This window comes from Azohydromonas australica DSM 1124, assembly GCF_000430725.1.
GTDB lineage: Bacteria > Pseudomonadota > Gammaproteobacteria > Burkholderiales > Burkholderiaceae_C > Azohydromonas > Azohydromonas australica.
In genome coordinates this window covers 1-25,174 of sequence record NZ_KE387220.1, presented here as the reverse complement: position 1 = coordinate 25,174, position 25,174 = coordinate 1, and the positions used below count along the sequence as shown (strand labels likewise).

At 62.4% G+C, this 25,174-nt stretch carries 33 protein-coding genes; 20 read left to right on the top strand and 13 right to left on the bottom strand.

Going from position 1 to position 25,174, the window contains the following annotated elements:
- The first annotated feature begins 80 nt into the window (after positions 1 to 80).
- Positions 81 to 446 (top strand): conjugal transfer transcriptional regulator TraJ, encoded by a 366-nt coding sequence (gene traJ, locus H537_RS0139010; protein ID WP_029002167.1) that lies wholly within the window; start codon positions 81 to 83, stop codon positions 444 to 446.
- 7 nt (positions 447 to 453) lie between these two features.
- Here traJ and H537_RS48355 read toward each other — a convergent pair whose 3' ends face one another.
- From H537_RS48355 to H537_RS0138995, 3 genes are all read right to left on the bottom strand, one after another.
- A complete protein-coding gene (locus H537_RS48355; RefSeq protein WP_064736133.1) occupies positions 454 to 810 on the bottom strand; it encodes a KfrB domain-containing protein in 357 nt (118 codons plus the stop codon).
- Positions 800 to 1,804, bottom strand: coding sequence for a ParB/RepB/Spo0J family partition protein (locus H537_RS0139000; protein ID WP_029002166.1), 1,005 nt, complete (start codon positions 1,802 to 1,804; stop codon positions 800 to 802). Before H537_RS0139000 ends, H537_RS48355 begins: the two co-directional genes overlap by 11 nt.
- Before the next feature lie 71 nt (positions 1,805 to 1,875).
- A complete protein-coding gene (locus tag H537_RS0138995) occupies positions 1,876 to 2,106 on the bottom strand; it encodes a hypothetical protein (protein ID WP_029002165.1) in 231 nt (76 codons plus the stop codon).
- A 183-nt stretch (positions 2,107 to 2,289) separates the two neighbouring features.
- Between H537_RS0138995 and H537_RS0138990 the strand changes: the two genes are divergently transcribed.
- From H537_RS0138990 to H537_RS48340, 15 genes are all read left to right on the top strand, one after another.
- The gene (locus tag H537_RS0138990) at positions 2,290 to 2,631 is read left to right on the top strand and encodes a helix-turn-helix domain-containing protein (RefSeq protein ID WP_238446966.1); all 342 of its coding nucleotides are present in this window, start codon (positions 2,290 to 2,292) and stop codon (positions 2,629 to 2,631) included.
- A 67-nt stretch (positions 2,632 to 2,698) separates the two neighbouring features.
- Positions 2,699 to 3,664, top strand: a complete 966-nt coding sequence (gene trbB, locus H537_RS0138985) for a P-type conjugative transfer ATPase TrbB (RefSeq protein ID WP_029002163.1) — start codon at positions 2,699 to 2,701, stop codon at positions 3,662 to 3,664.
- Between the two features lie 28 nt (positions 3,665 to 3,692).
- Positions 3,693 to 4,073 carry a TrbC/VirB2 family protein gene (locus tag H537_RS0138980; protein WP_043462222.1) on the top strand — a complete coding sequence of 127 codons (381 nt, stop codon included), beginning with the start codon at positions 3,693 to 3,695 and terminating at the stop codon, positions 4,071 to 4,073.
- A 3-nt stretch (positions 4,074 to 4,076) separates the two neighbouring features.
- The gene (locus H537_RS0138975) at positions 4,077 to 4,394 is read left to right on the top strand and encodes a conjugal transfer protein TrbD (RefSeq protein WP_029002161.1); all 318 of its coding nucleotides are present in this window, start codon (positions 4,077 to 4,079) and stop codon (positions 4,392 to 4,394) included.
- Positions 4,391 to 6,925 (top strand): VirB4 family type IV secretion/conjugal transfer ATPase, encoded by a 2,535-nt coding sequence (locus H537_RS0138970; RefSeq protein ID WP_029002160.1) that lies wholly within the window; start codon positions 4,391 to 4,393, stop codon positions 6,923 to 6,925. Before H537_RS0138975 ends, H537_RS0138970 begins: the two co-directional genes overlap by 4 nt.
- Positions 6,922 to 7,647 (top strand): VirB8/TrbF family protein, encoded by a 726-nt coding sequence (locus H537_RS0138965; RefSeq protein ID WP_051244666.1) that lies wholly within the window; start codon positions 6,922 to 6,924, stop codon positions 7,645 to 7,647. The genes H537_RS0138970 and H537_RS0138965 overlap by 4 nt, the downstream gene beginning before the upstream one ends.
- 8 nt (positions 7,648 to 7,655) lie before the next feature.
- On the top strand, positions 7,656 to 8,552 hold the full coding sequence (gene trbG / locus H537_RS0138960; RefSeq protein WP_029002158.1) for a P-type conjugative transfer protein TrbG: 897 nt from the start codon (positions 7,656 to 7,658) through the stop codon (positions 8,550 to 8,552).
- Positions 8,552 to 8,971 carry a conjugal transfer lipoprotein TrbH gene (locus tag H537_RS0138955; protein WP_029002157.1) on the top strand — a complete coding sequence of 140 codons (420 nt, stop codon included), beginning with the start codon at positions 8,552 to 8,554 and terminating at the stop codon, positions 8,969 to 8,971. Before trbG ends, H537_RS0138955 begins: the two co-directional genes overlap by 1 nt.
- Positions 8,972 to 8,973: 2 nt before the next feature.
- Positions 8,974 to 10,356, top strand: a complete 1,383-nt coding sequence (locus H537_RS0138950; RefSeq protein ID WP_029002156.1) for a TrbI/VirB10 family protein — start codon at positions 8,974 to 8,976, stop codon at positions 10,354 to 10,356.
- On the top strand, positions 10,356 to 10,682 hold the full coding sequence (locus H537_RS0138945) for a hypothetical protein (protein WP_029002155.1): 327 nt from the start codon (positions 10,356 to 10,358) through the stop codon (positions 10,680 to 10,682). Before H537_RS0138950 ends, H537_RS0138945 begins: the two co-directional genes overlap by 1 nt.
- A complete protein-coding gene (gene trbJ / locus H537_RS0138940; protein WP_029002154.1) occupies positions 10,679 to 11,428 on the top strand; it encodes a P-type conjugative transfer protein TrbJ in 750 nt (249 codons plus the stop codon). Before H537_RS0138945 ends, trbJ begins: the two co-directional genes overlap by 4 nt.
- On the top strand, positions 11,428 to 11,655 hold the full coding sequence (gene trbK / locus H537_RS48350; RefSeq protein WP_043462218.1) for an entry exclusion lipoprotein TrbK: 228 nt from the start codon (positions 11,428 to 11,430) through the stop codon (positions 11,653 to 11,655). Before trbJ ends, trbK begins: the two co-directional genes overlap by 1 nt.
- 8 nt (positions 11,656 to 11,663) lie before the next feature.
- A complete protein-coding gene (gene trbL, locus H537_RS48345) occupies positions 11,664 to 13,190 on the top strand; it encodes a P-type conjugative transfer protein TrbL (protein WP_051244663.1) in 1,527 nt (508 codons plus the stop codon).
- Complete coding sequence (locus H537_RS0138925; protein ID WP_029002153.1) at positions 13,187 to 13,777, top strand: TrbM/KikA/MpfK family conjugal transfer protein; 591 nt, start codon at positions 13,187 to 13,189, stop codon at positions 13,775 to 13,777. Before trbL ends, H537_RS0138925 begins: the two co-directional genes overlap by 4 nt.
- On the top strand, positions 13,777 to 14,232 hold the full coding sequence (locus H537_RS48340; RefSeq protein ID WP_043462241.1) for a transglycosylase SLT domain-containing protein: 456 nt from the start codon (positions 13,777 to 13,779) through the stop codon (positions 14,230 to 14,232). The genes H537_RS0138925 and H537_RS48340 overlap by 1 nt, the downstream gene beginning before the upstream one ends.
- 85 nt (positions 14,233 to 14,317) lie before the next feature.
- On the opposite strand, the gene H537_RS0138915 is transcribed toward H537_RS48340, so the two are convergent.
- Complete coding sequence (locus H537_RS0138915; RefSeq protein ID WP_156902253.1) at positions 14,318 to 14,545, bottom strand: hypothetical protein; 228 nt, start codon at positions 14,543 to 14,545, stop codon at positions 14,318 to 14,320.
- A gap of 273 nt (positions 14,546 to 14,818) precedes the next feature.
- On the opposite strand from H537_RS0138915, the gene argP reads away from it, so the two are divergent.
- Positions 14,819 to 15,751 (top strand): HTH-type transcriptional regulator ArgP, encoded by a 933-nt coding sequence (argP, locus tag H537_RS0138910; protein WP_051244686.1) that lies wholly within the window; start codon positions 14,819 to 14,821, stop codon positions 15,749 to 15,751.
- A 319-nt stretch (positions 15,752 to 16,070) separates the two neighbouring features.
- Here the strand turns inward: argP and H537_RS48335 are convergent, their stop codons facing one another.
- Complete coding sequence (locus H537_RS48335; protein ID WP_043462215.1) at positions 16,071 to 17,327, bottom strand: RNA-guided endonuclease InsQ/TnpB family protein; 1,257 nt, start codon at positions 17,325 to 17,327, stop codon at positions 16,071 to 16,073.
- Positions 17,328 to 17,690: 363 nt separating this feature from the next.
- Between H537_RS48335 and H537_RS52035 the strand changes: the two genes are divergently transcribed.
- Entirely contained in the window at positions 17,691 to 18,077 is a 387-nt protein-coding gene (locus tag H537_RS52035; protein WP_238446964.1) for an ACT domain-containing protein, read from the top strand.
- 63 nt (positions 18,078 to 18,140) lie between these two features.
- Here the strand turns inward: H537_RS52035 and H537_RS54170 are convergent, their stop codons facing one another.
- From H537_RS54170 to H537_RS48325, 4 genes are all read right to left on the bottom strand, one after another.
- On the bottom strand, positions 18,141 to 18,383 hold the full coding sequence (locus tag H537_RS54170) for an SOS response-associated peptidase family protein (protein WP_051244661.1): 243 nt from the start codon (positions 18,381 to 18,383) through the stop codon (positions 18,141 to 18,143).
- Positions 18,384 to 18,425: 42 nt separating this feature from the next.
- Positions 18,426 to 18,821: an SOS response-associated peptidase family protein gene (locus tag H537_RS54165; RefSeq protein ID WP_051244660.1), complete on the bottom strand. Its 396-nt coding sequence runs from the start codon at positions 18,819 to 18,821 to the stop codon at positions 18,426 to 18,428.
- Positions 18,822 to 18,884: 63 nt separating this feature from the next.
- Positions 18,885 to 19,292 carry a zinc ribbon domain-containing protein gene (locus H537_RS0138895; RefSeq protein ID WP_029002150.1) on the bottom strand — a complete coding sequence of 136 codons (408 nt, stop codon included), beginning with the start codon at positions 19,290 to 19,292 and terminating at the stop codon, positions 18,885 to 18,887.
- Between the two features lie 116 nt (positions 19,293 to 19,408).
- The gene (locus tag H537_RS48325) at positions 19,409 to 19,960 is read right to left on the bottom strand and encodes a sterol desaturase family protein (RefSeq protein ID WP_156902252.1); all 552 of its coding nucleotides are present in this window, start codon (positions 19,958 to 19,960) and stop codon (positions 19,409 to 19,411) included.
- Positions 19,961 to 20,486: 526 nt separating this feature from the next.
- On the opposite strand from H537_RS48325, the gene H537_RS48320 reads away from it, so the two are divergent.
- Together H537_RS48320 and H537_RS0138880 are read left to right on the top strand one after the other, a co-directional pair.
- Positions 20,487 to 20,933: a single-stranded DNA-binding protein gene (locus H537_RS48320; protein ID WP_064736132.1), complete on the top strand. Its 447-nt coding sequence runs from the start codon at positions 20,487 to 20,489 to the stop codon at positions 20,931 to 20,933.
- A 12-nt stretch (positions 20,934 to 20,945) separates the two neighbouring features.
- Positions 20,946 to 21,365, top strand: a complete 420-nt coding sequence (locus H537_RS0138880) for an ACT domain-containing protein (RefSeq protein ID WP_029002149.1) — start codon at positions 20,946 to 20,948, stop codon at positions 21,363 to 21,365.
- Between the two features lie 249 nt (positions 21,366 to 21,614).
- Here H537_RS0138880 and H537_RS54160 read toward each other — a convergent pair whose 3' ends face one another.
- From H537_RS54160 to H537_RS0138875, 4 genes are all read right to left on the bottom strand, one after another.
- Positions 21,615 to 22,085 (bottom strand): hypothetical protein, encoded by a 471-nt coding sequence (locus tag H537_RS54160; protein WP_156902251.1) that lies wholly within the window; start codon positions 22,083 to 22,085, stop codon positions 21,615 to 21,617.
- 320 nt (positions 22,086 to 22,405) lie between these two features.
- Complete coding sequence (locus tag H537_RS54155; RefSeq protein WP_169517192.1) at positions 22,406 to 23,314, bottom strand: restriction endonuclease; 909 nt, start codon at positions 23,312 to 23,314, stop codon at positions 22,406 to 22,408.
- Positions 23,315 to 23,573: 259 nt separating this feature from the next.
- Positions 23,574 to 24,665 (bottom strand): hypothetical protein, encoded by a 1,092-nt coding sequence (locus H537_RS52030; RefSeq protein WP_238446963.1) that lies wholly within the window; start codon positions 24,663 to 24,665, stop codon positions 23,574 to 23,576.
- A 306-nt stretch (positions 24,666 to 24,971) separates the two neighbouring features.
- A partial coding sequence (locus H537_RS0138875) for a transposase (protein ID WP_029002148.1) occupies positions 24,972 to 25,174 on the bottom strand: 203 nt, incomplete at its 5' end.

The window sequence follows — 25,174 nt, the reverse complement described above, 5'->3', positions numbered from 1 at the left end:
GCCTTACTCGCTGCGCTCGACGGCATCCCGCTGCGCCAAGCCTGGACGGCTTGCGCCGAGCGGACTGAGGACGAATCGCGATGAAAGATGGACGGAAAAAACCACGCTATCAGCACTTGCGCGTGCCGGTGCTACCGCAGGAGAAGGTAGCGATTGAAGCCCTGGCGAAGCAGGCGCATCGGCCCGTGGCGCGCTACCTACGCGAAGTAGGGCTGGGGTACAAGCTGCACAGCGCCGTGGACTTGGAGGCCGTGGGCAGACTGGCGAAGGTCAACGGTGACCTGGGCCGGCTGGGTGGGCTGCTGAAGCTGTGGCTGGCCGGAGATGGCCGCACGGCACGCTTCACGCCAGCCATGGTGGAGGTCTTGCTGGGGCGGATCGCTGCGCAGCAGGAAGAACTCGCAAGGGTGATGCAGGAGATCGTCACGGCCCGCAGAGGGGCCTGACCCAGAATCAGCGGGCGCTGGACTTAACAGGCTGCATGTCGAAGCTGGCGCGGCCCTGGCGGTTGTAGGAGACGGTGAGCCGACCTCCGAGCGGGGGCGGGCGATCAAAAGCGCCCAAGTCGTGCTTGACGAGTCCGGCATCCGTCTGCAGGTACACCTGAAGATCGTCCACGTGAACAACGATGCCTGCGGTTGGCTTGGATTGATCCGCCTCGGCGGCCTCAAACAGCTGGTAGAGGCCGGGGCGCACCCCACGGGCTTTGTCAACCTTCTCGATGCCCCAGTCGTCACCGGCCAGGACCTGGAGGACCCGGTGACCGTTCAAGACCACCAGACGTCGCTTTGGGGGCTGCTCAACCTTCATGGACGCTCACCAATCGAACTGCAACTTCGGCGAGCTCCACTTCCACTTCCTCCTGCTCATTGGTGAGGTAGCAGACCCATGCCCGGCCCGGAGCCGTCGGACGGCGCGTGGTGAGCAGACGCGCGGCGCGGTTGCCTACAGCGACTTCAATCCACGCGCGGTGCATGCGATCGCTGCTCTTGCCAGATGGCAGGGAGGGTGCAGGCTCCGCTGAAACCTCTTCGGTAGCCACCAGCTCCACGGCTGACGCAGGTGTCGGTGCAGCCAATTGCCTGATCTCCTCAAGGTACTCACGCAGCCCTCTGACCGTGCCGCGGGTGATCTCCTGTTCCTTGTTCTCGATCCAGGCGGCCACCTGGGTGGGGTACCGCTGCAGCGCGACCACCAGCTCGTGTATCACCGTGACGTCCTTGACGCGGCCGGAGTCAAAAGCCTGGGCGATGGGGTCGGGCAGATCCAGCAGGATGACGTGCTGCGTGACGAAGGCGTTCGACTTCCCCAGCTCGCGTGCGATGTCGGTCTTGCGCTTGCCGCGTGCCAGTTCCTGGCCGATGAAGTCTGCAATTTCCCGGGCCGTCAGGTCTTCGCGTTGCAGGTTCTCGATGACCTGATCCACGCGCTCGAAATCGTTGTCGATGAAGGCCTTCACCGTGGCCAGGCCAGCCATGTGGCACGCACGCCAGCGGCGTTCGCCGTGGTTGATGAAGTAGCGCCCCGGCTCGTTGGGGTTGACGCGTACTGATATGGCCTGCTTCTGTCCACGGGCCTTGATCGAATTGGCAAGCTCGGTGAGCTTTTCCGGGGTGTAGCCCGGATTCTTGGCGCGGCGCGGTTGGTTGGGGTCCGGGGTCACCGCGTCCAGCGGCAGCTCCAGCGGAGCACCGCTCGGTACTGCAGCCGCAACGCTGCCTGTCAGCCTGGAAGGCCTTCCAGGCTTCTCGGATCCAGCCGTCGCGGCCCGCTTCGTTGGCTTCGTCGGCGTCTTTACAGCCATCCAGCATTCTCCCTCTGTCCCAAAGCGCGCCCGGTCAAGTGCCGCCTTTTCTCGGTCCTCATTACCATGGTTTATTTTTGGTTCCTGCAATTTTCCACGACCTGGCGCGGCAGCTCGCCATAAGCCAACCACCAACTCAGAAAGGTGAGCAGGATGAAGCAGCCCAGGGCCGTGAACCAGTGGCCGATCACAAAAAACACAAGAATCATCAGGGCGAGCCCCCAGCGGATCACCGGCCAGAGAAGCATTACCGCCATGAACACGAACTCCAGCGGGTCAGCCTTGTAAGGAATCCTGGCCATCGGTTCTCCTTGACGGCAAGCGTAGCCTGGGCCGCATGCTCGTTCAATAGACTATATGGCTGTAAAACTATGCTTCGTCGGCAAGACGCGGTCACGTCTCGTCACATCGGTTAATCGAAAACTTCCACCAAAAACGCTTCAGCGGCTGAAACGGAGGGCGCATTGCTTGAATACCTCATTTTCTTGACCAACGTCCTGCAGTGCCTTGAGGAGCAAGGCAAGTCCAAACACGACCTGTCCCGTGACTCAGGCGTGTCCGTCTCGTTCATCTCGGACCTCACCACGGGCCAGGGCAACCCTTCACTCAAGGTCATGGCAAAGATCGCTGCCGCACTCGACGTGCCGCTTGCGTTTCTGCTCGAGCGCTGCGACCTTCCCCCAGGCGCCCAGGAGCTGCTGGCTGAACACAAACCGCTCAGCAGCGTCCCGCAGGGTTTTCAGCGGGTGTCCCTTGTTCTCACGGACTACCAAGCCTTTGTCGCAAGGAAGTGGGCGCAGGACGCGCGCAAAATGATGCACCGCTAAGTTGGTAAAAGCCTACTGCTATCTCGGATAGTTGTCCAGGCCTGGGGTTCTCTATATCTTGCGGGGCATGTCGCCAGACGCTCCGTCCTCGGTCACCACTGAAGAGCGCGCCAAGCACGCTATCGAACGGGCTCTTGGTCCGGAGCTGCTGGCTGTCCTGCACGACCCCAAGACCATTGAGCTGATCCTCAATCCGGACGGCTCGCTGTGGGTCGAGTACCTGGGCGAGCCGATGCGCAGGATCGGCACGATGGCCGCCGCGAAGGCGCAGTCCATCCTCGAAAACGTTGCCGGCTTCCACCGCAAGGAAGTCAGGCGCACATCCCCGCTGCTGGAGTGCGAGCTGCCCATCGACGGCAGCCGCTTCGCCGCGCAGCTGCCGCCCATCGTTCCGGCGGCGTCCTTCCAGATCCGCAAGAAGGCCATCAAGGTCTTCACGCTGGACGACTACGTGGCCCGGGGAATCATGACCGATGCCCAGTTCACGGCCATCGTCAAGGCCGTGCGCGAGCGCCGCAACATTGTCGTCTCGGGCGGCACGGGCTCGGGCAAGACCACGCTTGCCAACGCCCTCATTGGCGAGATCACGGATGCCTTCCCGGATGACCGGCTGATCCTCATCGAGGACACGGGAGAGATTCAGTGCCGGGCCGCGAACTACGCGCAGTGGCACACCACCACCGACGTGAGCATGCGCGACCTGATCAAGCACGCGCTGCGCGCCCGGCCGGACAGGATCATCGTCGGCGAAACCCGCGGCCCTGACGCCATGGACCTGCTCTCGGCCTGGAACACGGGCCATGAGGGCGGCCTCGCCACGGTTCACGCCAACAACCCGCGCGCTGCACTGAGCCGGCTACAGATGCTCGTGAGCATGCACCCGGAGTCCCCGAGGCCGATGGAGCCGCTGATCGCCGAGGCGGTCCACGCCATCGTCCATATCGCCCGGTTGCCGGATGGCTCTCGCCGTGTCCAGGGAATCCTGGGCGTGGATGGATTCAGGGACGGCGCCTTCGTCACCACGTTCCTCTGACCGTTACCTCAGCAACCAGGAGCATTCCATGCACTCCAGGGCCCAAGCTCGCCTTTTGAATCCTGCCAGCCTCGCGCTCGGCTCCCTGCTGGCGCTGGCTGTGCTGGCGCTGATGCCCAACCTGGCACATGCCGCGGCGGGCGCGGGCGGCGGCATGCCTTGGGAGGGGCCGCTGGACCAGCTCCGCGCTTCCGTCACCGGGCCGGTGGCCTTCGTCGTGTCGCTGATCGGCATCGTGGTGGCCGGCTCGATCCTGATCTTCGGCTCGGACCTCAACGCCTTCTTCAGGACCATGGTGCTGATCGTCATGATCATCTCCATCCTGATCGCGGCGCAGAACTGGCTGGCCGGCACCTTCGGTCGCGGCGCTTCCATCGGCACGGCGGCGCACCACAGCCAGGAGGCCTGAGCCATGGCACTGCACAAGGTCCCTGTGCGCGCCTCGGCCAACCGCCCCAACCTGTTCATGGGCGGGGACCGTGAGCTGGTGATGGTCTGCGGGCTGCTGGCCGCGGCCCTGATCTTCTCGGCCATGGAATGGCAGGCCATCCTCTACGGAGTGGCCGGCTGGTTCGCCTCGTTGTACGGCTGGCGGCTCATGGCGAAGTCGGACCCGCTCATGCGCCAGGTCTACATGCGCTCCCTGCGCTGCTACCGGCAGCGGTACTACCCGCCGCGCTCGACGCCGTTCCGCGTCAACACGGCCACCCAGGGGAAGCAGTACAAATGATCGTACCCACCACCCTCGCCGTTGCGGCGGCGGGCGCGGCCACCTTGGCGGGACTCGCCTTCCGGCTCAAGGGTGTCGATGCCGCGCTGCGGCTCAAACGCCATCGTTCCACGGACGCCGGCGTGGCCGACCTGCTGAACTACGCGGCCGTCGTCGAGGACGGGATCGTGGTGGGCAAGGACGCCGGCTTCCAGGCCTCCTACCTCTACCGCGGCGAGGACCAGGCCAACGGCACGGACAAGCAGCGCGACGCCATCGCTGCGATGCTCAACAAGGCCCTGGCGCCGCTGGGCAGCGGCTGGATGCTCAACGTCGATGCAGGCCGGCGCCCGGCGTCCACCTACCCTGAGCGCCATCTCTGCCGCTTCCCCGACCCCGTGTCGGCCGCCATTGACGAGGAGCGCCGCCGCCAGTTCACCAGGCCCGGGGCCCTCTTCGAGAGCTACTTCGTCATCACGCTGACGTGGCTGCCGCCGAAGCTGGCCGAGCGCAAGCTGGTGGAGCTGATGTTCGACGACGACGCCGTGCAGCCGGACCACACCAGCCGCACGCACAGCCTCATCGAGCAGTTCAAGCAGCAGCTCACGGCCATCGAAAACCGCCTGTCGTCCGTGGTGAAGATGACGCGGCTGCGCGGCCAGGCAGTGACGGACGAGGAGGGCACCCGGCGCACGCTGGACGACCAGTTGTCCTTCCTGCAGAGCTGCATCACCGGGATGCACCATCCTGTAGCGTTGCCCGACAACCCGGCCTACCTGGACTTGCTCATCGGTGGCCAGGAGCTGACCCCCGGCACGATCCCGCTGCTGGGCCGCAAGTTCATCCAGATCGTGGCCATCGACGGGTTTCCGCATGAGAGCTGGTCCGGCATGTTGCAGGCGTTGGCCGAGTTGCCCAGCGAATACCGCTGGAGCACGCGGTTCATCTTCATGGACCAGCACGAGGCGCTGAGCCACCTGGAGAAGTTCCGCAAGAAGTGGAAGCAGAAGACCCGCAGCTTCTTCGACCAGGTCTTCAACACCAACGTCGGCGGCGCCAACCTCGACGCCATCAACATGGTCGCGGACGCAGAAGCTGCCAAGGCCGAGGTGAGCTCCAACCTGGTGGCCGATGGCTACTACACCAGCGTCGTCGTGATCATGGACGAGAGCCGCGACCGGGCTGTGGCCTCGGCCCAGGAGGCGCAGAAGGTCATCCAGCGGCTGGGATTCAACGCGCGCATCGAGACCATCAACACGCTGGACGCCTTCATTGGCAGCCTGCCGGGCCACGGCGTGCAGAACGTGCGCCGCCCGCTGGTCAACACCATGAACCTCGCTCACTTCCTGCCGCTGTCCAGCATGTGGAGCGGCAGCCGGACTGCGCCGTGCCCGCACTACCCGAAGGGCTCGCCCGCGCTCATGCAGTGCGTGACGCATGGCCGCACGCCGTTCCACCTCAACCTGCACGTGCGCGACCTGGCCCACACGCTGATGATCGGCCCGACCCGCAAGGGCAAGTCCACGCACCTGGGGATGATGGCCGCGCAGTCGCTGCGCTACGAACACATGACGGTCTTCATCTTCGAGGCGGGCATGAGCGCGTACCCGCTCACGAAGGCCGTGGGCGGCCGGCACTTCAACGTCGCGGCCGATGAGCGGCCCCAGCTCGCGCCGCTGCAGTTCCTGGACACCCGCAATGACCGCGCGTGGGCCATGGACTGGATCGACAAGGTGCTGGCGCTCAACGACTTCAGGACCACGCCCGAGCAGCGCACCGCCATCGCCACGGCCATCCTGAGCATGCACCAGAACGGCGGCAGGACCCTCTCGGACTTCTTCAATGCCTGCCAGGACGAGGCCGTGCGCGAGGCCCTGATGCAGTACACCGTCAACGGCGCCATGGGCCACCTGCTGGACGCGGCCGAGGATGCCCTGGGCTTCAGCCGCTTCAACACCTTCGAGGTGGGCGAGCTGATGGAGCTGGGCGACAAGTACGCGGTCCCCGCGCTGCTGTACCTGTTCCGCCGCGTGGTGCGCAGCCTCAAGGGCCAGCCGGCCGTCATCTACCTTGACGAGGCCTGGCTGATGCTGCTGCACCCGATCTTCGAGCAGTGGATCAGGAAGTGGCTCAAGACCCTGGCGAAGCTCAACTGCGCCGTCGTGCTGTCCACGCAGAACCTCACCGACGCGGCCAAGTCCGGCATCTTCGACGTGATCGTGGACAGCACCGCCACGAAGATCCTGCTGCCCAACCCGGATGCCGTGTCGGAGGAAATGACCGCGCTGTACAGGCGCATCGGTCTCAACGACCGACAGATCCAGATCGTGGCGAAGGCCCTGCCCAAGCAGCAGTACTACCTCATGTCCGAGCCGGGATGCCGCCTGTACGAGCTGGCCCTCGGCCCCCTGGCGCAGGCCTTCGTCGGCGCCACCGACCCGGTGTCCCTGGCAACCGTCAGGCGGCTCGAAGAGACGCACGGCGAGGCCTGGATCCACGAGTGGCTCGCCATGCGCGGCCTGAAGCTCGACGACTATCTGGAGACGGCATGAACCCCAAGCTCTCGGCCCTGGGTGGCCGCATCAGGCTCCTGTTGCGCAAGGACCCCGACACGGCCACCGAGAACCCCTATCTCAACGCCCGGCGCACGTGGAATCTGGCCGTCGGCTCGGCCATCAACCGTGGCTTCATCGGGACCATGGTGGGCGGCTTCGGGATGGTGATCGCGCTGGCCGCCGTGGGCGGGATGGTCCACATCGGCAGCCAGTCCAGGTTCGTGCCCTACGTCTACGTCGAGCGCCCCAACGGGGAGACGCAAGCACTGGGCGTCGCCATGCCGGTGTCCCCGGTCAGCCCACTGGTGATCAACGCGGCCGTACGCGACTTCATCACGGACGCCCGCATGGTCACCCCGGACGTGGCGCTGCAGCGCAATGCTGTCGAGCGGGTCTACGCGAAGCTGCCGCCCAGCACGGCCGCCCGCACCAGGATGGATGAGTGGTTCGCGTCCGATCCGCCGTTCAAGCGTGCGGCCAAGGTGGTGGTCAGCGTCGACAAGGCCACGGTGCTCCTGCAGAGCCCCACCACGATGCAGGTGGACTGGGAGGAGGTCACGCACGACCGGCAGGGCTCGCAGCTCGGGGCCGCGCGCATGCGCGCCCTGGTGACGTTTGCCGTGGCCACCAGCACGCCGATCAACACGCCCGATGCCGAGCTGGCATTGAACCCCGCGCGCGTCTTCGTCAGCGACTTCTCCTGGACACAGATCAAGTGAGGGTGGCGATGAAGATGCACCTGGTTGCGGCGTGCGCGGTCCTGCTGGCTGCGCCCGCCATGGCGGCCGACCCGGCTGCCCAGCAGCTCCTCTCGAAGGATGGCGGGCAGAAGCTCACGAAGCAGCAGCGCCAGGCCCTGGGAGTCACCAACCGCTGGGAGACCTACTCCACTGCCGGCATGGCGCCTGTGCCGGGGCCCAACGGGCAGGTCCGCTTCGTCTACGGCGCGCAGCAGGCCACGCTGGTGTGCGCGGTGCTGCACGGCTGCGACCTGGCGCTGCAGCCGGGCGAGAACATCAACGAGGGCGGGGTTCACCTGGGCGACGCGGCCCGCTGGACCGTGGAGCCCGCCATCGAGGGCAGCGGAGCCCACGAGACGCTGCACCTGGTCATCAAGCCCAAGGACGTGGGCCTGCAAACCACGCTGTTCGTGTTCACCGACCGGCGCCGCTACACCTTCAAGCTGCGCTCCCACCTCATCGAGAACATGACCACGGTGGGCTTCGAGTACCCCGAGGACGCCAACGCCAAGGTCACCCAGGTGCGACGCCTGCAACAGCAAGAGCGCCAGGAACGCACGCTGGCCTCCACTGGCGAGTACCTCGGCGACCTGAGCTTCGACTACGACCTCGACGGCCCGAAGGGCCTGCGCCCGGTGCGCGTCTACAACGACGGCCGCAAGACGGTGGTGGAGATGCCGTCCGGTACGGCCAACGGCGAGCTGCTCTCGCTGGTGCTGCTGCGCAGGGAGGGCGGGGTCTTTTCGGACGACCAGCCCGAGCGCATCGCCACCCGCTACCAGAACGGCCGGTACATCGTGGACGCCGTCTTCGACAAGGCCATCCTGATCGCAGGTGCGGGCAGCGATCAGCAGCGCGTGACGATCACCCGCCGGACCAAGTGATGAACAGCATCCTCACCGCGGCCGTGTTCGCGCTGGTCCTGGCCGGCTGCGCCACCACCAGGACCGAGGCGCCGCAGGGCAACTACCTGCCGGCCGGCATCGACCAGCCCCGGCTCGCGGCCGACACCGTGCGCCAGCTCGTCGCCGTCTATCCACCCGCCAGGACGCGCCTGGCCCTGGAGCAGCCGGCCAAGGACCCGTTCGGGGCCGCGCTGCTGCAAGGCCTGCGCGCCAGCGGCTACGCCGTGCAGGAGGGCGGCAAGGCCCCTGAAGGCACGCTGCCGCTGCGCTACGTGGCCGACCAGGCCGGCCCCGTGTTCCGTGTCATGGTGGCCGTGGGCAGCCAATCCCTGGCCCGGGCCTATGTGCCTCAGGGCAACGCGCTGGTGCCGGCTGGTGCCTGGGCTCGCAAGGAGTGAACATGGCCCAGCAGGACCTCCTGTCGCCCGATGCGTCGCCCGGCAGTGCCGGCGTGCGCCGCGTCAACCGCGTGCCGATCTACCTGGCAACGGGCGGCCTGTCCCTCTTCGTGGCCGTGATGGCGTCCGTGGCCTGGCAGCGTGCGGCCCGGCAGCAGATGGAAGCGCAGGCGACGCAGCCGACCACCGCGGGCACCAGCTCGCTGTCGGCGGCCAAGGCCATCACGGGCCAGTACCAGGGCGCCGTGGTCCCCGCGGCGGCCCTGCCCGCGCCAGCCGCGCCGGCACCCGCGGCCAGCCCCGTCATGGTCGCGCGCCCGACCGGGGATGACCTCGACACGCCGCCGCCCCCGCCTGGGCGCAGCCCGGCCGATATGCCCCCGATGCCGCCCGGTGGCGGTGGAGCTCCAGCTCAAGCCCCGGTGACGGACCCCGCGGCAGATCAGATCAAGCAGCGCCGGCTGCAGATGGCCGAGCAGGCACTGCAGGCCCCAACCACGGTGAAGTTCGCGCTGCAGCGCACGGGCAGCGGTGGCGGTGGCGGCGCCCCGGCCTCGCGCGAAGAAATGCTCGCGCGCATGGCTCAGGTGCAGCAGGCAGCGGCGGCGCAGTCGGGCGGCACGGACGTCAGCGCGGTCTACCAGCAGCGCCTGGCGCAGCTCCGCGCCGGTCAGGGCGGTGCTGGGGGCGCCATGCCCGCCGTGGCCCCGTCTCGCACCGGCATGGCCCAGTTCGACGGCCAGGCCAACCGCTGGACGCACAACGCGCAGGTGCAGGCGCCCGAGTCGCCCTTCACGGTCCAGGTCGGCGGCGTGATCCCGGCAATCCTCCAGGACGGGATCAATTCCGAGCTGCCAGGCCAGATCAGGGCGCAGGTATCGCGCGACGTCTTCGACACGGCCACGGGCAACCACCTGCTGATCCCTCAAGGCACGCAGATCGTCGGCTCCTACTCCAGCGATGTGGGCTATGGCCAGTCGCGCGTGGTGGTGGCGTGGCAGCGCCTCAACTTCCCCGATGGCAAGTGGCTGGACATTGGCGCCATGCCCGGCGCCGATCCGGCCGGCTACTCGGGCTTCTCGGACCAGGTGAACCGGCACCTGTTTCGCACCTTCGCCTCGGCCTTCCTCATGAGCGGCATCGTGGGCGGCATCACCTACAGCCAGAACCGCGGGCAGAGCCAGTACGCGCCCACGGCCAGCAGCGCCCTGAGCGAGGCCATGGGCCAGCAGCTCGGTCAGGTCACCGCGCAGATGATCGCCAAGAACCTCAACCTGTCTCCCACGCTGCAGATCCGCCCCGGGTTCCGCTTCAACGTCGTCGTCACGAAGGACCTGAAGCTGCCCGGCACCTACCAGGCCTTCGACTACCAAAGGAACCGCTGATGAAAGTTCGCCTCGTCAAGATCACGACGGCGCTTCTCACTGCCGCCAGCGCCACCGTCCAGGCTGCCGTTCCGGGGACTGACGCCAATGCGCCCGCACCGGGGAGCTTCTACGGCAAGGAAGCCGTTGATCGCTACAACCAAATGATCCAGCTTCAGTTCAAGGTGATGCAGGATGCCGTGACGGTGTACCGGCAGTGCATGGAACTGCAGCTTGCCATCGCGCAACGAGGGGGCACGACAAATGCGACCTGCACCGCGCCGACCTTTGCTCCACCTCCGACCCTGCAGTGGCTCGAAAACGACCCCCGCAAGGAGCAGCAATGAAAGGCCGCCTCGCCAGGACCGCCGTTGCCATCGCCCTCGTGGCCAGCACCAGCGCGCGCGCGCAGATTCCGACCACGGACATCCTCAACGCGATTCAGAACACGATCACGGCCAACGAGAACGTCGCGCAGACGATCAAGCAGATCCAGGAATACAGGACCCAGCTTGAGCAGTATTACCTGCAGATCAAGAACGCCGTAGCCCCCGCGGCTTACGTGTGGGACCAGGCCACGAGAACCATGGACCAGCTGCGCGACGCGATGTTCATGCTCGACTACTACAAGCGAAAGTACTCAAGCCTGGATACCTACCTGCGCACCATCAAGGACATGGGGCAATACAGGGGATCGCCGTGTTTCAACGGCAAGGGATGCAGTGCAGATCAACTCGCGCAGTTGCGGGAGGCCGAGGCGAGGCTTTCCGAGGCCCAACGGCTGACCAACGAGTCGTCTATCCGCACGTTGGATCAACAGCAAAACGCCATGGCCGCCGACGCGCGGCGCCTTCAGCAGTTGCAGGCGACCGCGCAGGGCGCACAGGGGCAGATGGAGGCCATCGGCGCGGCCAATATGCTGGCCGCCCAGCAGTCCAACCAACTGCTGCAGATACGGGCCATCCTCGTGGCGCAGCAAGCGGCCCTCGTGACACGGCAGCAGGCAATGGCTGACCGTGAGGCCCGCGAGAACGTGGCCGGGGAGGCTTTCCGCGCCGGCACCTTCGTGGCAAGCCCTCGCCGGGAGTGGTGATGGGCACGGCACGCCGTCCTGCTCTGGCCGCGGCCCTCGCACTCGCGGCCGTGCTGTGCGCCTGCTCGCCTCAACCCGAGCCCAAGCCGGAGGCACAGCTGGAAGTCAACGATGCGAACTGTCGCCTGGAGTTCCTGCGCACGCTACCCAAGGAACGGCGCGAGGACCTCGCTGGCCGGTGCTTCCGCCGCGGCACGTTCGAGTCCAGCGAGCCCCGCAACTGGTGACCCGGCCCATGAAGCTCACCAACTCGTGGCGCCTGGCCCTCGGGCTGCTGCTGCTGGCACTGGCCCTGTCGGCACAAGCGCAGGGGCTCAACAGCTCGGGTATTTCGGACGACCTGCTGGAGCGCTTCAGGACCGGCGCAGCCGGCTGGGGCGGCGTCATCATCAAGTACGCAAGCTGGGTCTTCTGGACGCTGGCGTTCATATCGCTGACCGTCACCTTCGCCTTCATGGCGCTGCGCCGGGCTGACTTTGGCGAGTTCTTTGCCGAATTGATCCGCTTCCTGCTGACCACCGGCTTCTTCTGGTGGCTGCTGATCAACGCACCCGTCTTCTCCACGGCGATCATCACCGGACTGCGCCGCGTCGCGGGAGAAGCCGCAGGCCTGGGCAGCGGCGCCCTGGCGCCTTCGGGCATCGTGGACATTGGCTTCGCCATCTTCTACAAGGCCGTGGACAACTCCTCAGCCATGAAGCCTGTGGACTCATCGGTCGGCATCATCGCGGCGCTGGGTGTCCTCATCGTCCTCGGGCTGATCGCCATCAACATGCTGCTGCTGCTTGCATCGGCATGGGTCCTGGCCTATGGCGGCATCTTCTACCTGGGCTTTGGTGGTGGGCGGTGGACCTCGGACATGGCGATTCACTACTACAAGATGGTCCTGGGCGTGGGCATGCAGCTCTTCGCCATGGTGCTGGTCATCGGCATCGGCAAGTCTTTCATCGACGACTACTACGCCCGCATGAGCGCCGGTCAGACGCTCAAGGAACTGGGCGTCATGCTCTTCGTGGCCGTGATCCTGTTCGTGCTGTCCAACAGGCTGCCGGCCCTGCTTGCCGGACCGGCGACCGGCAGCCACGGGGGCGCCGCTGGCATTGGCAACATGGGCGGTGGCGCCCTGGTCGGCGCGGCCAGCATGGCGATGGCCGCCAGTGGCATGGGGCTGGCACTGGCTGCCGCTGGCACAGCCCAAGCAGCAGGTGGCGCGCAGGCCCTCATGGCGGCCTTCAAGGCGGCTGGCGACGGTGGCGAAGGAGGTAGTGGCGAGGGAGGTGCTGGAGGCTCGCCAGGAGGCATCTGGAGCGGCGGCGGGGATATGGGAGGCGGGAGTGGTAGTGCTGGTGGCGCCGAGGCCGGTGCGCCGAGCGCCGGTGGCGCAAGCACGGGCAGCACGCCATTTGCGCACGCCGCCGGATTCGATGGCGGGGCGCCGTCGTTCATGGACCGTATGTCGGCCACAGGAAATCATCTTGCGCAAGGCGCCGGCCAGATGGCGAAGTCCAAGCTGGACGAAGCCAAGGAGGCCTGGAACCTGCGCGTGGCCGAAACGCCTGGCGGCAGACTCGCCGCGGCCCTGAAGTCGCAGGCGCAGCCAGCGACGGCCGATGGCGCCGCTCCGGACTTCGAGGACGATGTCCTGTCGGGTGGCGGCAAGCCCGGCACCCCGGAGGATGAAATTGCAGCCTTCGCCGCCCGTGACCCAGGCACGTTTGACGGTGAAGACCAGTTCGACGACAACCCAAGGGACAACGCATGAAGCGCGTACTGACCGCGGCGCTGGCTGCGATATGCCTGTGCGGTGCGGCCCAGGCCCAGGACCTGTTCACGGGCGACACGAAGCTGGCCTGCGAGGCGATCCTCTGCCTGTCAGCCTCCCAGGGCCGCAGCGAGTCGGCGTGCCAGCCATCGCTGAAGCGCTACTTCAGCATCAACAAGCGCAAGCTGCGCGACACGATCAAGGCGCGGGGCGACTTCCTCAACCTGTGCCCGTCCGCGCAGAGAGACGAGGGAATGCGCACGCTGGTGTCAGCCCTGGCAGCGGGCGCCGGCTGGTGCGATGCGGCCACCCTCAACATGACGCTGGGTTACGTAGGCCAGGACCCCTACACCGGCCTGGAAGCCACCTTCGTCAGCAACCTTATGCCGGTGAACTGCACGGCGATCTACACGCACCCGAACACGGCCTATCCCACAGACCAGCTCCTGCCGAAGTACGTGGGGCTGCCCGAGCGCGGCGGGCTGTGGGCCGATCCCGCGGACTATGAGCGGGTGCTGGCCGAGTACACCGCGCGCGTGGCGGCCGAGGATGCGGCGCGCTCCGCCAACAGCTGGTGGTGGCGCTGATGCTGCTTGTCGTTGCTGCGTTGCCGCCTCAGGTCCAGGAGCGCGTCGTGTGCTCCATCGCAGCGGCAACCAGGTACCAGATCCCGGCCAACATCGTGCTGGCCGTAGCCGAGAGGGAGGGCGGCCAGCCCGGCCAGTGGGTGCGCAACTCGAACGGCTCCCATGACGTCGGCGCCATGCAGTTCAACACGGCCTACCTGCGCGAGCTGGGCCGCTACGGCATCACGCCCGAGGACGTGGCAGCGCGCGGCTGCTACCCCTACAGCCTGGCCGCGTGGCGGTTGCGCCGGCACATCAAGTACGACCGGGGCGACCTGTGGTCGCGGGTGGCCAACTACCACTCACGCACGCCACAGTTCAACGCCGTGTACCGGGCCGACTTGATCCGCCGCGCGGTGAAATGGGCCGACTGGCTCGACATGCGTTTCACCACCGTCACATGGACCACACGTTGAGCCGTGACGGTTTCTCAATCATCAACCTGCGCCAGTATTTGCATTCTCGCTGGCACTCAACGTCGGGATGCACGCTGGGCCTTCTTCAGTACGTTTGCGCCATAGCGCGGCGTTCGTCGGACGCTTGCAGCGGCGGTGAGGCATGGGGAACGTATCCCAGAGTGCCGTCGCTGCTACGGTAAAACAGCCCGTCTGGGGTTTCCCAAGTGAGATTGTCGGCGAGACGCTGCATCAGATGGTGCTTGGGAACGTAGGGCTCGAAGCCCATCGGCTCTCCAGTGTTCGGGTCGATAGCCTCGTAGCAGTCGCTCATCATGGGCATCGTTTCGACCGAGTTAGCGGTGACTCGTTGAGATTTTTGCTAGAAGGCTGCGATGTATCAGTTCAGGGCGGGCGCGCTGGCTGCTGATCTCAATTGGAACTGTCAAAAATACTGTTGCAATGGTGCGGTCCTTCGTCGACATGGCAGCAACTCCAATAGAAGGCAACTTGTGCCCGTCAAGCAGATGCTAGTGAGTTGGCTGTTGCATTGACCGTGATTTACGAATTATGAACGCGGTTAAGCGCTGCTAAATGGAGACCGATGATGCTGGACCGAGATCAATTGACGACGTTCGCTGCAGTAGTGGAGCAACAAAGCTTCGAAAAGGCTGCTACTGCTCTGAGCATCACACGGGGCGCAGTTTCCCAACGCATCAAGGCATTGGAAGAGGCACTATCGTCAGTGCTTCTGGTGCGAGAAAAGCCTGTGGTCCCGACAGCTCAGGGTGAAGTGCTTTGGCGTCACGTCCAAGCGTTGCGCTTACTGGAAAGTGACACGCTGGCGAAAATCAAGCCGGAACCACAGCTTGCACCTGTTCCGCTGGCCATCGCCGTCAACGCGGACTCGCTGGCAACTTGGATACCAACGGTGCTCTGGCCGCTGATGAGGCAGCATCGGATTGCGCTGGAGGTTATTACTGACGATCAGGACCACACATTGCGACGCCTCGCCCGCGGCGAGGTGATCGGGTGCATATCTACTGAAGCCAGACCGGCAACCGGATTCATCGCGGAACCGTTAGGTGCAATGGAATATCGGTGCTTTGCCACGCGTTCCTTTGCCGATGAGCATTTTGCGAAGGGGTTCACGCTCCAGGCGGCACTGCGTGCGCCAGCAGTGCTCTTCAACAGAAAGGACTCGCTCCATGACGAGTTCCTGCAGAACGTTTTTGGCATGAAAGTCGAGAACTACACCAAGCACTATTTGCCGGCACCCGGCACCCTGCTAGATGGCATCGCATCAGGCGTCGGATACGGCTTGGTGCCAACGGTGCAGGTCCAGGGGCGTTACGCCACGGAGTTGGTTGATCTGGCGCCGCGCCACCCTGTGTGCGTGTCGTTGCATTGGCACCACTGGACAGTAGAACCGCCCCTGTCGCAGGTAATTACGGCACTGGTGGTTGCTGAGGCGGCCAAGACGCTGACACCTGCCTTGGTGTCCCAATCATGTGGAGATTCGACGGACACTCCCGCGTAACCAGCAACTTGCGACCAAGGGTCTCGAAGTCGTCGTTCCGACGATGAGGGATAAAAATCGCTGTGACTAACGACTTCTTCGAACCAATTCGCGCCGTAGACCATAGAAGACATTGAGAAATCGGCTGCCACCACTGGCGATGTCTGGGCCGGAACAAGCGTGTAGCTCGCCAGTAAGCACGCGAATGCCAAGCTCAAGTTGCTGCAGTCAGTGCGCTGATGTTTGATATTATTATTGCGGAACCTGAATCCAATAATACTACGAAAATGCTTGGCGGTAAGATTTTGAGTGCCAAACTGCAAATGGTGCTCGAAATGAACTACCCTAGCCTATGTGGTGCAGAGGATAGAGTTTCACGGGCATTGATTCCCGTTTCGGCCAGTTCCTGACCGGTATGCAGTCCTAACGCCCAATTCAGCACGACACGTGCTGCAGCCATATCACGGGGTTCGGTATGGCCGCAGCGACTGCATTCGTGCGTCCGGTCTGACAGACTTTTCTTCGCCAGCGCCCAGCACGCTGGGCAACGCTGGCTCGGTTTGAGCTGCCGCGTCGGCGCCTCCACCCATTCGCCGGCAGTTTCCAGCACTTTCTGGCGAAACAGGGAAGTGAAAAGCGCAGGGGCAGTGTCCAGAATTTCGCGGTTCAAGCCTGCCTTCTGAGCGACGTTCTTGCCGGGCTCGTCAACGGTCCCGGCGGCGCTTCGCGTCATGTTGGCGATGTGCAGCTCTTCAGTTGCTACCAGCGCAAAGAGGCTGGCCAGCTTGGCTGTTTCCTTGTGCGCCCAATCCAGACGGCGCCGAGCAGTTTTTCCGTGTGCAGCAGCCAACCGCTGCACGGCCTTGCGGCGGCGGTTGGACCGCTTGTTGCGCTTGCGCGAGACAACCTGCTGCAGTCCGGTGATGTAGTCCTTCTCGGACTGCCACCAACGCGGGTTGTCCATGTGGATCACTTCGCCCGCATGGTCCACGCCAGTGAGGAAGGTCTCGACGCCCCAATCGAAAGCCATGGCCGCGTCGCCCGTGCGTTCGCGCTGCGGCATGCCGATGTCCAGCGTGAGGGATAAGTACCACCTGCCGTCGCGGTGTAGCACGTCGCTAGCGCGAACTTCACCCCCCTGGCGAGCCTGTCCGCGTGCGCGCAGCTGTCCGATACCGGACAGCTTAAGCGTGCCATGTCGCCAGTCGATGCCGGGCGTGAATCGCCAACCGTCGCCATGCGCCTTGAAACTGAAGCCGGGGAAGCGCGCCAGCGACTTGAAGCGCGGGAACCCCGGCGCCTGCCCCGACTTGACGCGGCGGAAAAACGCGGCGAACGCCTTGTCTAGCCGGCGCAAGGTCATCTGCTGACTGGAGCAGTTCGCGGCTTCGGCCCACTCAGGGCATTCCCGACGCAGCACCGTGAGCGAACGGCACTGCGCCGCGTAGCTCAGGCTCTTGCCGGTCTTGCGCCAGCAGTCGATGCGCTCTTCCAGCGCGGCGTTGTAGAGCTGCTGGTGCGAGCGCAACAGCCCCAGCAGCGCCGCTTCTTGCTTGGGCGTCGGGTAGAGACTGTAAGTCGCTTTGCGGCACTGCATGGCAGTGTTACTGTACAAAACATCAGCACGAATAAAATGCTAAATTAATTTCTCGCGTAACTGAATACCGGCCTTGCGGCCGATGCTTTATGCATCTTCCATGCAGTGCAGGTGGCTTCGCCTTCAACGCCGCTTGCGCTGCCGATCTTATTGGGGGAGTCACTTGCACTTTCTGTGTCTGTGGAGAAGAGCCGATTGTTGCCATCATGGGACGCCACTTACTTGTCCGTTTAGCAAAGTTCAGGTCGGGTTAGCTTTGCTAAACGTGTGATGCAGCTGATACGTTCGTGCGGCGCTACCAAAGACAATCTCTAGCTTTGTGCTGCTTGGTCAACAAACTTCGGAACAAAAATGCCTGGAGAAATGAATCTGGCTGTGCTTTGCGAGACAATGGCGCCGACGCTGCATCCAGGCACGTTTGTGTACTGTTGCGTCCCTCATGAGAAATTTCCGCTGCCGATTGAGCCGTTCTGTACTTTCAAGGAGTCAGAGGGGGTGACCGTAATATTGGAGAGTGGGGCGGCCAGCGCAATGGGCTTGGAGTATCAATACGAGTGTGCGATGATTACGCTCACTGTGCATTCCGCCTTGAATGCCGTTGGATTTATCGCCGTTATCAGTAATGAGCTGGCAGGGCAAAATATACCTTGCAACGTTGTGTCAGCTTTCCATCATGATCATTTGTTCGTGCCGTGCAGCCAGCGCGAGCACGCGATGGATGTTCTTCGGGCGATTGCCTCAAAGAAATGAGAGGTTCGTAGCAAGCGGTCAGCATTCCAACATTGCCAGTTCCCCCCGTTACCGTGCCGTCCTTCATGTGGCCGAGTCGTCCTTTACCACTTGATCCTTGGCGGCCTTGCGCGCCGGCTGCGGCGCCGCCTCTGCGGTGAACTGCTTGGGGTCAAACGGCTGCAGCAGTGCCCGGGCCTGCCGCTCGTCGGCGTAGAGCCAGTTCTGCCAGCGCTCGGGCGGCACGATGACCACCGAGCGCTTCTCGTCGCCGAGCTTGTGAAAGCGCCGCATCAGCGGGTGTTCATCGGCGTTGATAGTGAGCATGGAGCAGCACCACCGCGGCTGATCCTGGCGCTGCGTTTCCTCTCAGATGCCGGCCAGGAAGAACGGCAGCCCGTCCTGGCGGGCGATGCGCCAGCGCACCGCATGGCCGGACTCGTAGTTGGGCTCGAAGATGGCCTGGACCGGGATCAGGCAGAAGCGCCGGCCTTTCCATGCCTGGCGGAAGCTCGGCTTCTCGGCCACCGTCTCGCTGCGCGCGTTGTAGGTGTGGCGCGCGAGCTTGTCGTCCTTGGCCCAAGGCGGCAGCAGGCCGAAGACGCCCGGCCAGGGCGAGAAGTCCGCACCCTCGTTCTCGCCCGCCGTGACGAAGAGCGCCTTCGAGCCGGGATACGCCTCGTCGAGGTAAGAGAAGGTGGGTTCCAGCGTCTGCAGATGCAGACGCAGGTGTCTGGGTGTCGGCGTCTCGTAATTGGCGCACATGGGGCATCCTGGGTTGTCGCCTGAAGGCAGTATCCCCTCCCGCCGCTCTGGCCCGAGCTGGGCTCAGCCTTCGAACTTCATGCCGCAGTCCATGCAGAAGCGGGCGTTGGCCGGGTTCCTGTGTCCGCAAGCAGGGCAGAACTTGGGCTTGGCCTGTGGTGCCGCGGGGCCCGGCTGGGCCGGGTCCGTGCTGCCCAACGCCGCGGCCATGTCGGCGGCAATGCGGTCTTGGGCAGGCGAGCCGATGGCGCCCTGCAGCGCGCGCTCGGCCGTGGCCAGCGCTTGGATCCGGCCAAGGTCCTCGGGGCTGCCCGGCGCCACGAGGCTCGCACGCGACTGGCCGAACTGGATCAGGTGATCCGCCAGCGCCTGCGCCTCGACGTCGGTGGAAAACATCGCCGTGATCTGCCGTGCGCTGTCCTTGCCGAACACCACCGACTCGATGCGGGCCCTCCACACGCGCAGCGTCATCGACTCGGTGCGAACGATCTGGTGCTGTAGTCGTAACTCATCGAGCCCTCGGCGTGTGTCACATGGACGGGCGAACCATTGTCTTGGCGCCGCAGCGGCGAAAAGTGCTCCGGTTGTTAGTGCCGTGCCTTCCAGGAAGACGACTTGGCACGGCCCTCCGGTACGTCGGAGTCCGGTGCATGCCGGCGCCGATCACGCCGCGGCGCCTGCGGCTGCCCGGGTCCGGGCGGCCACAGGAAGCCGAAAGCCACTGCGCCGTCGCGCTCGCGGGCGCGGTGGTGCTGCAGGTGCGCGTCCACAAGACGCGACAGGTAGCCGCGCCGGGCCTTCAGCGGGAAGAGGATGCGCTGATGCAGCAGGCCCTCGTGCACCAGCACGTAGAGCAGCCCATAGGCAATGACGCCCAACGCCAGCCACCACAGCGCTCGCCACTGCACATCGAGTCCGAGCCAGAACAGCGCCATGGCCACAACCACGTAAGCCAATGCGAACAGGTCGTTGTGCCAGGCGCGGTTGCTCCTGCCTGGTTGATGGTGCGAACGGTGCCAGCACCACAGCGGGCCATGCATCACCCAGCGGTGCATTGCCCAAGTCATGGCTTCCATGGCCGCGACTCCGGCCAGGAAGACGAGCAGGTGCAGCAGCGTGAAAAGCAACGTGGTGATCACGGGCAGAAACTTCAGCAGCCAACGTGCCGGGCAGAAGAATGCGAAATGGGCGGCTGGCCGGGTTGCTTCGGTCGTGGGCTGCGACAACTGCAGCTGGCGCTGGAATGCCGAGCGGCCACCGTACGACTGGCATTCCGGCACTGCTGCCACAAGTCGGCTTCTCGTCCTATGTGCGGGTCACGGTGTGGCCGATGCCGCCGCGTACAACCCTGTTGGACCGCAACCGCAACGACCTGAACAAGCCGGTCCATGACGTTGGCGCCTACCAGAACTGAACACGCAGGAAACGAATCGGAGATCCGGCCCGCACCGTCCAAACCCATCATCCGCGGCCTGTACAGCAAATGAAGGTCAATTTCTTGCCACGGCGGCGTCCCACGGTCGAGCGCACGTCATGCCGTTTAGCAGGCGTGGCGCATGCATTCATTTCACCGGCGTGACATCCCGAAATAGGGCGGTCGTGACAACTCCAACGCTGTGAATTGCGCTACCTTGTGGCTGCAGTAACGATCTGGAAGGCGCACCAATGATCGAAGCACTCATTTCCGGCAAGGTGTATGGCCGGCCCGAGCAGCGCGTGGGCAACAACAGTGGCAAGCCTTTTGTGACGGCCAAGGTTCGTGCCGCCACCAGCGGCGGCGAGGCGCTGTTTGTGAACGTCCTGGCCTTCGATGCCATTGCCCAGGCGGCGCTGCTGGCGCTGTCGGACGGCGACGCGGTGTCGCTGGCGGGAACCTTGACGCCCAAGGTCTGGACTGACCGCGAAGGCCAGCCACGGCCCTCGCTGGACCTGGTGGCCAGTCGGGTGCTCTCGGCGTACCAAGTCAAGCGCAAGCGCGACGCGGTGGCCGGCGCAGAGCAGCCTTCGCGCAAACTCGACGTGCCGGCTCGGCCGGCCGACCACCACGCGCCGGCGCCTGCGGCCGAAACCGACGCGGATGGCTGGCCGGCATCCGATCAGCCCTGGAATTGAGGCGAGTACGGCATGGCCGGCGAGCGCGACTTGAGAACGCTGCTGCGGCACATGACGCCGCAGCAGCAGCCCGGCACCTTCGTGTTCTGCAGCTTTGCAGACGACGACTTGCCTACGGGCCTCGCGCCCATCGCCACCTTTCGTGAAGTCGAAGGGCTCAGCGCCATCGTGACGCTGGATGAAGCACAGCGCGCCGGCGTGCCCTACCAATTCGAATCAGGCCTGATCACGCTCACGATTCATTCGTCGCTGGACGCCGTAAGCTTCCTCGCGGCGGTTTCCGTGGTACTGGCTGACGCGGGCATCCCGTGCAACGCCGTGTCGGCTTTCCACCATGACCACCTCTTCGTGCCCCGGGACATGACGCAGCGGGCACTGGGTCTCCTGGTGGCGGCGGCCGCTGCGTCGACGGACACGCCTGGCCAGAACTAGCCGCCGTCAGATTGAAAGCGACTCAATCGTGCAAGTGGCGAGAACAGCAACGTCACGCAGATAAGAAGGGACGACGGTGGTGGAGTCCGGGCGTACCGAAGATTCACTTTGTGCCCAAAGCGGATGTACACGATGGAAAAGTACAGCGCCGAAAAGCGAGTGCCTAACGGCCGTTGTTGACGGCCATAGAGCCGCAGTGGTTGCGGCACTGGCTGGTGTAGGCGCGGCGGCACCGCCGCCGCGCAGCCGTCAAGGCGCCATGACGCTGAAAGCGCTGTAGCACCTATACGGCGGAAGGGGACACACGTACTGCACCGAAATTTCTGGAAACCAAGTTCTGGCCATTATTGCTAGAAGTATAGAAATGCTGACTATGCCATGTATTGCGCCTATTATTAATGGCTTGTCAGGCTTGTTCAGCCTCAAGAGAGGCATAAACTGGTATGGAATCTCTTCCTCCTTGGATGGACTTTTGCTGTAGTCATTGATTGCATTCCAAATAATTAGCGCGGATCGCTGCGAAGAAATTATTAACCTGAAATTCAACGCTGCAAATACGGCGTAACCAAAAAATAGACCATAAATTAGTGAATTAGGTGGGGCTTTGGATGCCCATGAAAATCCAACTGCTGCCGCAGAGAATGCTTGGTAATAGGCCCAAAACTTGTGGGTTTGGTCAGATGTGCTTCGAAGGTGTGCAAGAGCATCACTAATCTTCATGCATTCTCCATGGTTAAATTAATCCATCTAAGGGCAAGACTAACGGGTATATGCCGAGTTCTGTTGGGCGGGTTGCACCGATGCTTGACAGGCAGCTCCCATGTCTTTCCGCGGCATGCGCGTAGCCGGTAAGGCTCGCGGGCGGTGCGCGTTGATAATAGTCTCTAGCCGACCATGAAAGAAGACGTCAGTACTCAGCTGGCACGTCCTAAAACTTTCAAAAAATATCAGTAGGGCGAATTCGACAAGTGTACACTTTCGGTGTGGGCGCGAAAAATCAATACCTGCCAAGACTTGGCGAGTTATGCAGATTCGCCTGGTTAACCACCTTCCATATCAAAGCGAAGGTTGTCTGCCTTTTTGTCCAAGGCGCGTAGGAAGTCAGCGCCATTAGCAAGATGACGCACGTCTTCGAGCGAAAATACCAAGACATATACACCATCTCGATCGAATCTGCTCTGTATCTCTCGTAGCGCATCAACGCCTGAGTCAACACCAGTTACTCCGTTTTTCGAGAAAAGCACGCCAATCCGGACCTTGCATTTGTCAAGCTTTCCCATGAAATCACGCACTGGTGCTACTCCGACCGGCTTGCTCCAGTTTTTGCACTCTACAAGGAAAAAACGTCCCAACTCATCAAGCAAGGGCACTCGATCTTTTGAGTTGTTATATTCAACGACGATGTCTATTTCACTACTACGCGTCTGAAGATTGACATACTTGCATGCAAGAGGCGGTGCGCTGCTAATAAGGGCCTGAGCTAGTCTTTCAAGGGACTCCCCCTTTTCATCATTATTCTCTGCGCACTCAACCGCTTCGATTAATTTGACGAATGCGCTCGTTTCAAAATTTTTATTTACTGGCGTGACGCTCTGTGAATGGCGAGAGATTATTTTGAATAAATCTTCTGTTTGTCGATGCGATAGTTCTCTAAGCACGTACCGTTTGACGTCGCCTTGGTGCACAAGGATTAATAAATTTGGCGCCAACACCAACCCGGTATGACAGCGAAGCGCCTCAAGATATCTTGTGACCTGATACGCCCAGTCGCCGACGTTGTAAGGCTTTCCACGTTTAATTTCAAGTACGATCCAAGGAACGGCCGAGACGGACTCCGACAGAACAACATCGGCACGGTACCTGTCAGCAGAAAATTCGTAGAAGGTTTCCGCCTCAGAGTAACCAAGGCAACTGACGAACTCAGGAACTACTTGACGAGTAAAGTCCAACTCACGCTCGTAAGACTTGCCAGGTAGCGACGTAAGGAGGTTATGGAGACGTTCAACTGGTGTCATTTATTTCCGACGAGCCTTGATTGTTTTGGTGGCGATAGACATATTGCTGCAAAGCGGCTAGTATTGCACTACGTTAATGTTTTTTGCGTAGATTGTAGCTGCAAGCAAGCCGATCAGCGGCAGTAGCTCTGGTTCTGTAATGTGCTCGGGAGGTCTAGGACCTCCTTGTGCTCAGCGATGAAGCAAGTGCAAATCAATTGGTTGGCAACCCCAGTTTGTCAAAAAACGCCCTATTCCGCTCATTAGCCGATTTAATAACTCCATCGAAAGATATAACCTCAATATAAGCATTGAACCCCTTTTTGTACCCAAAGTATCCGAGTCCGTCGCTTGTGCGGGTCAAGTCATGAATCTTGCAGCGGTGCTCCATTGAAGGCGTGAGATCACAGATGACATAGCAAAAACCCGGAATTTCTTCGGACTTGGGAATTTGCCGTCCCGATGCCGTCTGAGCCTTCCCGTCACGAATTCGCTGTAAATATCCTAAAGCTTGCTCAATGGGGTCTTTTTCCTCGCCCTGGCCAGCATCATTTCTCATCGGCCGCTTTATTTCCACAACGGTCAGAGTTGCTGGCGGCATTCTTTTGCCCTCAGCAACCAATATGGGTTCGTCAAAAATGTTTAAAACAAGAATGTCTGGCTCTTTGGCCTCTCCACAGTTAGTAATCGGTATGGCCGACAGTGGCTTGTCCGAGGCCAGAAAATCGTGGAAAGCTAATCTTTCATCAACCAGCCAAAGATTGCAGCTATCTAGATGAATCTCATTGGAAGTTTTCCTCATCGGCATGATAAGCTCATGAATTAGTTCTTCCTTTGCATATTTGCCGTCATCTCCTCTTTGAATCGCTTTTTCTAAAATATCCAGAATTACCTTGCGGTGAAAAACATAATTAGCCAGGTCTGATTTTTTAATATCGTCGGCCTTCGCCAAATATTTCTCAAGTCTTGACTGATACTGGGCGGGTGATTCGTTCTTGCCGAAGTTCATCACTTCGTGCCCTTCAGCAAGCAGACTGCCCTCGATTTCCGAAAGCTGTTTGTGCAGTAGCAGGTCAAGATCTTTGTCTGAAATATCGGGGTCAACATTCAATTTTGCTTCGTCTATGCGACCCAAGATGGGACGATAGCGTGGTGCGCGGTTCGAGACGAATCTTTCGACCCGCTCCCTACCTGCCTTGCGATTTTCTTGCAAATAACCATCAAGATACTGACAGGAACAAGCAATGACCGCATTTCGAATTTCGCGTAAGTTTAATTCGGTTTCGGAGAATAAGTCATCGCTCATTTCCTCTATGTCAAATCCAATTCGTTCAGGTCGGACGTGTGCGTCTAGGAAGGGTGACGTGACGTAACATGCATAAACGAAGTCTCCGTCGGCATCTCTAATTTTGCCGTGTAGTCCAGATATTTTGCCTGCGATACTTTCTTCTTCTACTACTCGACTAGGGAGCCACTGAACAATTGCCGCTTCGCGTACGACCGACAGAACTTACGGTCCAACTTTTCACAATATGGCTCAGCTCAGTCTGTTTTTGCTGCTTGACGTCCCTTTTAGGCTGGTTTCTGACCCTTTTCCGGGTCCTGAATCATTTCAGGACGCATCTTGGGCTTGCGGCTTGAGAAGTTTGCTCTTGGCGATCACCAAATTGGCCAGACCGAACAGGCTGTATAGCTGCGCCGTGTTCTTGGCCAGTCCCTTGTAGCGTGCTTTCTTGTGATGGAACAAATTCTTCACCACGTGGAACGGATGTTCGACCCGCGCTCGAATTTGTGCCTTGGCCCGCTCGGCCGCCA

Bases quoted from the DNA above. Each gene is read 5' to 3' on its own strand.
- traJ (WP_029002167.1), top strand. From the start codon at position 81: ATGAAAGATGGACGGAAAAAACCACGCTATCAGCACTTGCGCGTGCCG.
- H537_RS48355 (WP_064736133.1), bottom strand. From the start codon at position 810: ATGAAGGTTGAGCAGCCCCCAAAGCGACGTCTGGTGGTCTTGAACGGT.
- H537_RS0139000 (WP_029002166.1), bottom strand. From the start codon at position 1,804: ATGGCTGTAAAGACGCCGACGAAGCCAACGAAGCGGGCCGCGACGGCT.
- H537_RS0138995 (WP_029002165.1), bottom strand. From the start codon at position 2,106: ATGGCCAGGATTCCTTACAAGGCTGACCCGCTGGAGTTCGTGTTCATG.
- trbB (WP_029002163.1), top strand. From the start codon at position 2,699: ATGTCGCCAGACGCTCCGTCCTCGGTCACCACTGAAGAGCGCGCCAAG.
- H537_RS0138980 (WP_043462222.1), top strand. From the start codon at position 3,693: ATGCACTCCAGGGCCCAAGCTCGCCTTTTGAATCCTGCCAGCCTCGCG.
- H537_RS0138975 (WP_029002161.1), top strand. From the start codon at position 4,077: ATGGCACTGCACAAGGTCCCTGTGCGCGCCTCGGCCAACCGCCCCAAC.
- H537_RS0138970 (WP_029002160.1), top strand. From the start codon at position 4,391: ATGATCGTACCCACCACCCTCGCCGTTGCGGCGGCGGGCGCGGCCACC.
- H537_RS0138965 (WP_051244666.1), top strand. From the start codon at position 6,922: ATGAACCCCAAGCTCTCGGCCCTGGGTGGCCGCATCAGGCTCCTGTTG.
- trbG (WP_029002158.1), top strand. From the start codon at position 7,656: ATGAAGATGCACCTGGTTGCGGCGTGCGCGGTCCTGCTGGCTGCGCCC.
- H537_RS0138955 (WP_029002157.1), top strand. From the start codon at position 8,552: ATGAACAGCATCCTCACCGCGGCCGTGTTCGCGCTGGTCCTGGCCGGC.
- H537_RS0138950 (WP_029002156.1), top strand. From the start codon at position 8,974: ATGGCCCAGCAGGACCTCCTGTCGCCCGATGCGTCGCCCGGCAGTGCC.
- H537_RS0138945 (WP_029002155.1), top strand. From the start codon at position 10,356: ATGAAAGTTCGCCTCGTCAAGATCACGACGGCGCTTCTCACTGCCGCC.
- trbJ (WP_029002154.1), top strand. From the start codon at position 10,679: ATGAAAGGCCGCCTCGCCAGGACCGCCGTTGCCATCGCCCTCGTGGCC.
- trbK (WP_043462218.1), top strand. From the start codon at position 11,428: ATGGGCACGGCACGCCGTCCTGCTCTGGCCGCGGCCCTCGCACTCGCG.
- trbL (WP_051244663.1), top strand. From the start codon at position 11,664: ATGAAGCTCACCAACTCGTGGCGCCTGGCCCTCGGGCTGCTGCTGCTG.
- H537_RS0138925 (WP_029002153.1), top strand. From the start codon at position 13,187: ATGAAGCGCGTACTGACCGCGGCGCTGGCTGCGATATGCCTGTGCGGT.
- H537_RS48340 (WP_043462241.1), top strand. From the start codon at position 13,777: ATGCTGCTTGTCGTTGCTGCGTTGCCGCCTCAGGTCCAGGAGCGCGTC.
- H537_RS0138915 (WP_156902253.1), bottom strand. From the start codon at position 14,545: ATGAGCGACTGCTACGAGGCTATCGACCCGAACACTGGAGAGCCGATG.
- argP (WP_051244686.1), top strand. From the start codon at position 14,819: ATGCTGGACCGAGATCAATTGACGACGTTCGCTGCAGTAGTGGAGCAA.
- H537_RS48335 (WP_043462215.1), bottom strand. From the start codon at position 17,327: ATGCAGTGCCGCAAAGCGACTTACAGTCTCTACCCGACGCCCAAGCAA.
- H537_RS52035 (WP_238446964.1), top strand. From the start codon at position 17,691: ATGAATCTGGCTGTGCTTTGCGAGACAATGGCGCCGACGCTGCATCCA.
- H537_RS54170 (WP_051244661.1), bottom strand. From the start codon at position 18,383: ATGCTCACTATCAACGCCGATGAACACCCGCTGATGCGGCGCTTTCAC.
- H537_RS54165 (WP_051244660.1), bottom strand. From the start codon at position 18,821: ATGTGCGCCAATTACGAGACGCCGACACCCAGACACCTGCGTCTGCAT.
- H537_RS0138895 (WP_029002150.1), bottom strand. From the start codon at position 19,292: ATGACGCTGCGCGTGTGGAGGGCCCGCATCGAGTCGGTGGTGTTCGGC.
- H537_RS48320 (WP_064736132.1), top strand. From the start codon at position 20,487: ATGATCGAAGCACTCATTTCCGGCAAGGTGTATGGCCGGCCCGAGCAG.
- H537_RS0138880 (WP_029002149.1), top strand. From the start codon at position 20,946: ATGGCCGGCGAGCGCGACTTGAGAACGCTGCTGCGGCACATGACGCCG.
- H537_RS54160 (WP_156902251.1), bottom strand. From the start codon at position 22,085: ATGAAGATTAGTGATGCTCTTGCACACCTTCGAAGCACATCTGACCAA.
- H537_RS52030 (WP_238446963.1), bottom strand. From the start codon at position 24,665: ATGAGCGATGACTTATTCTCCGAAACCGAATTAAACTTACGCGAAATT.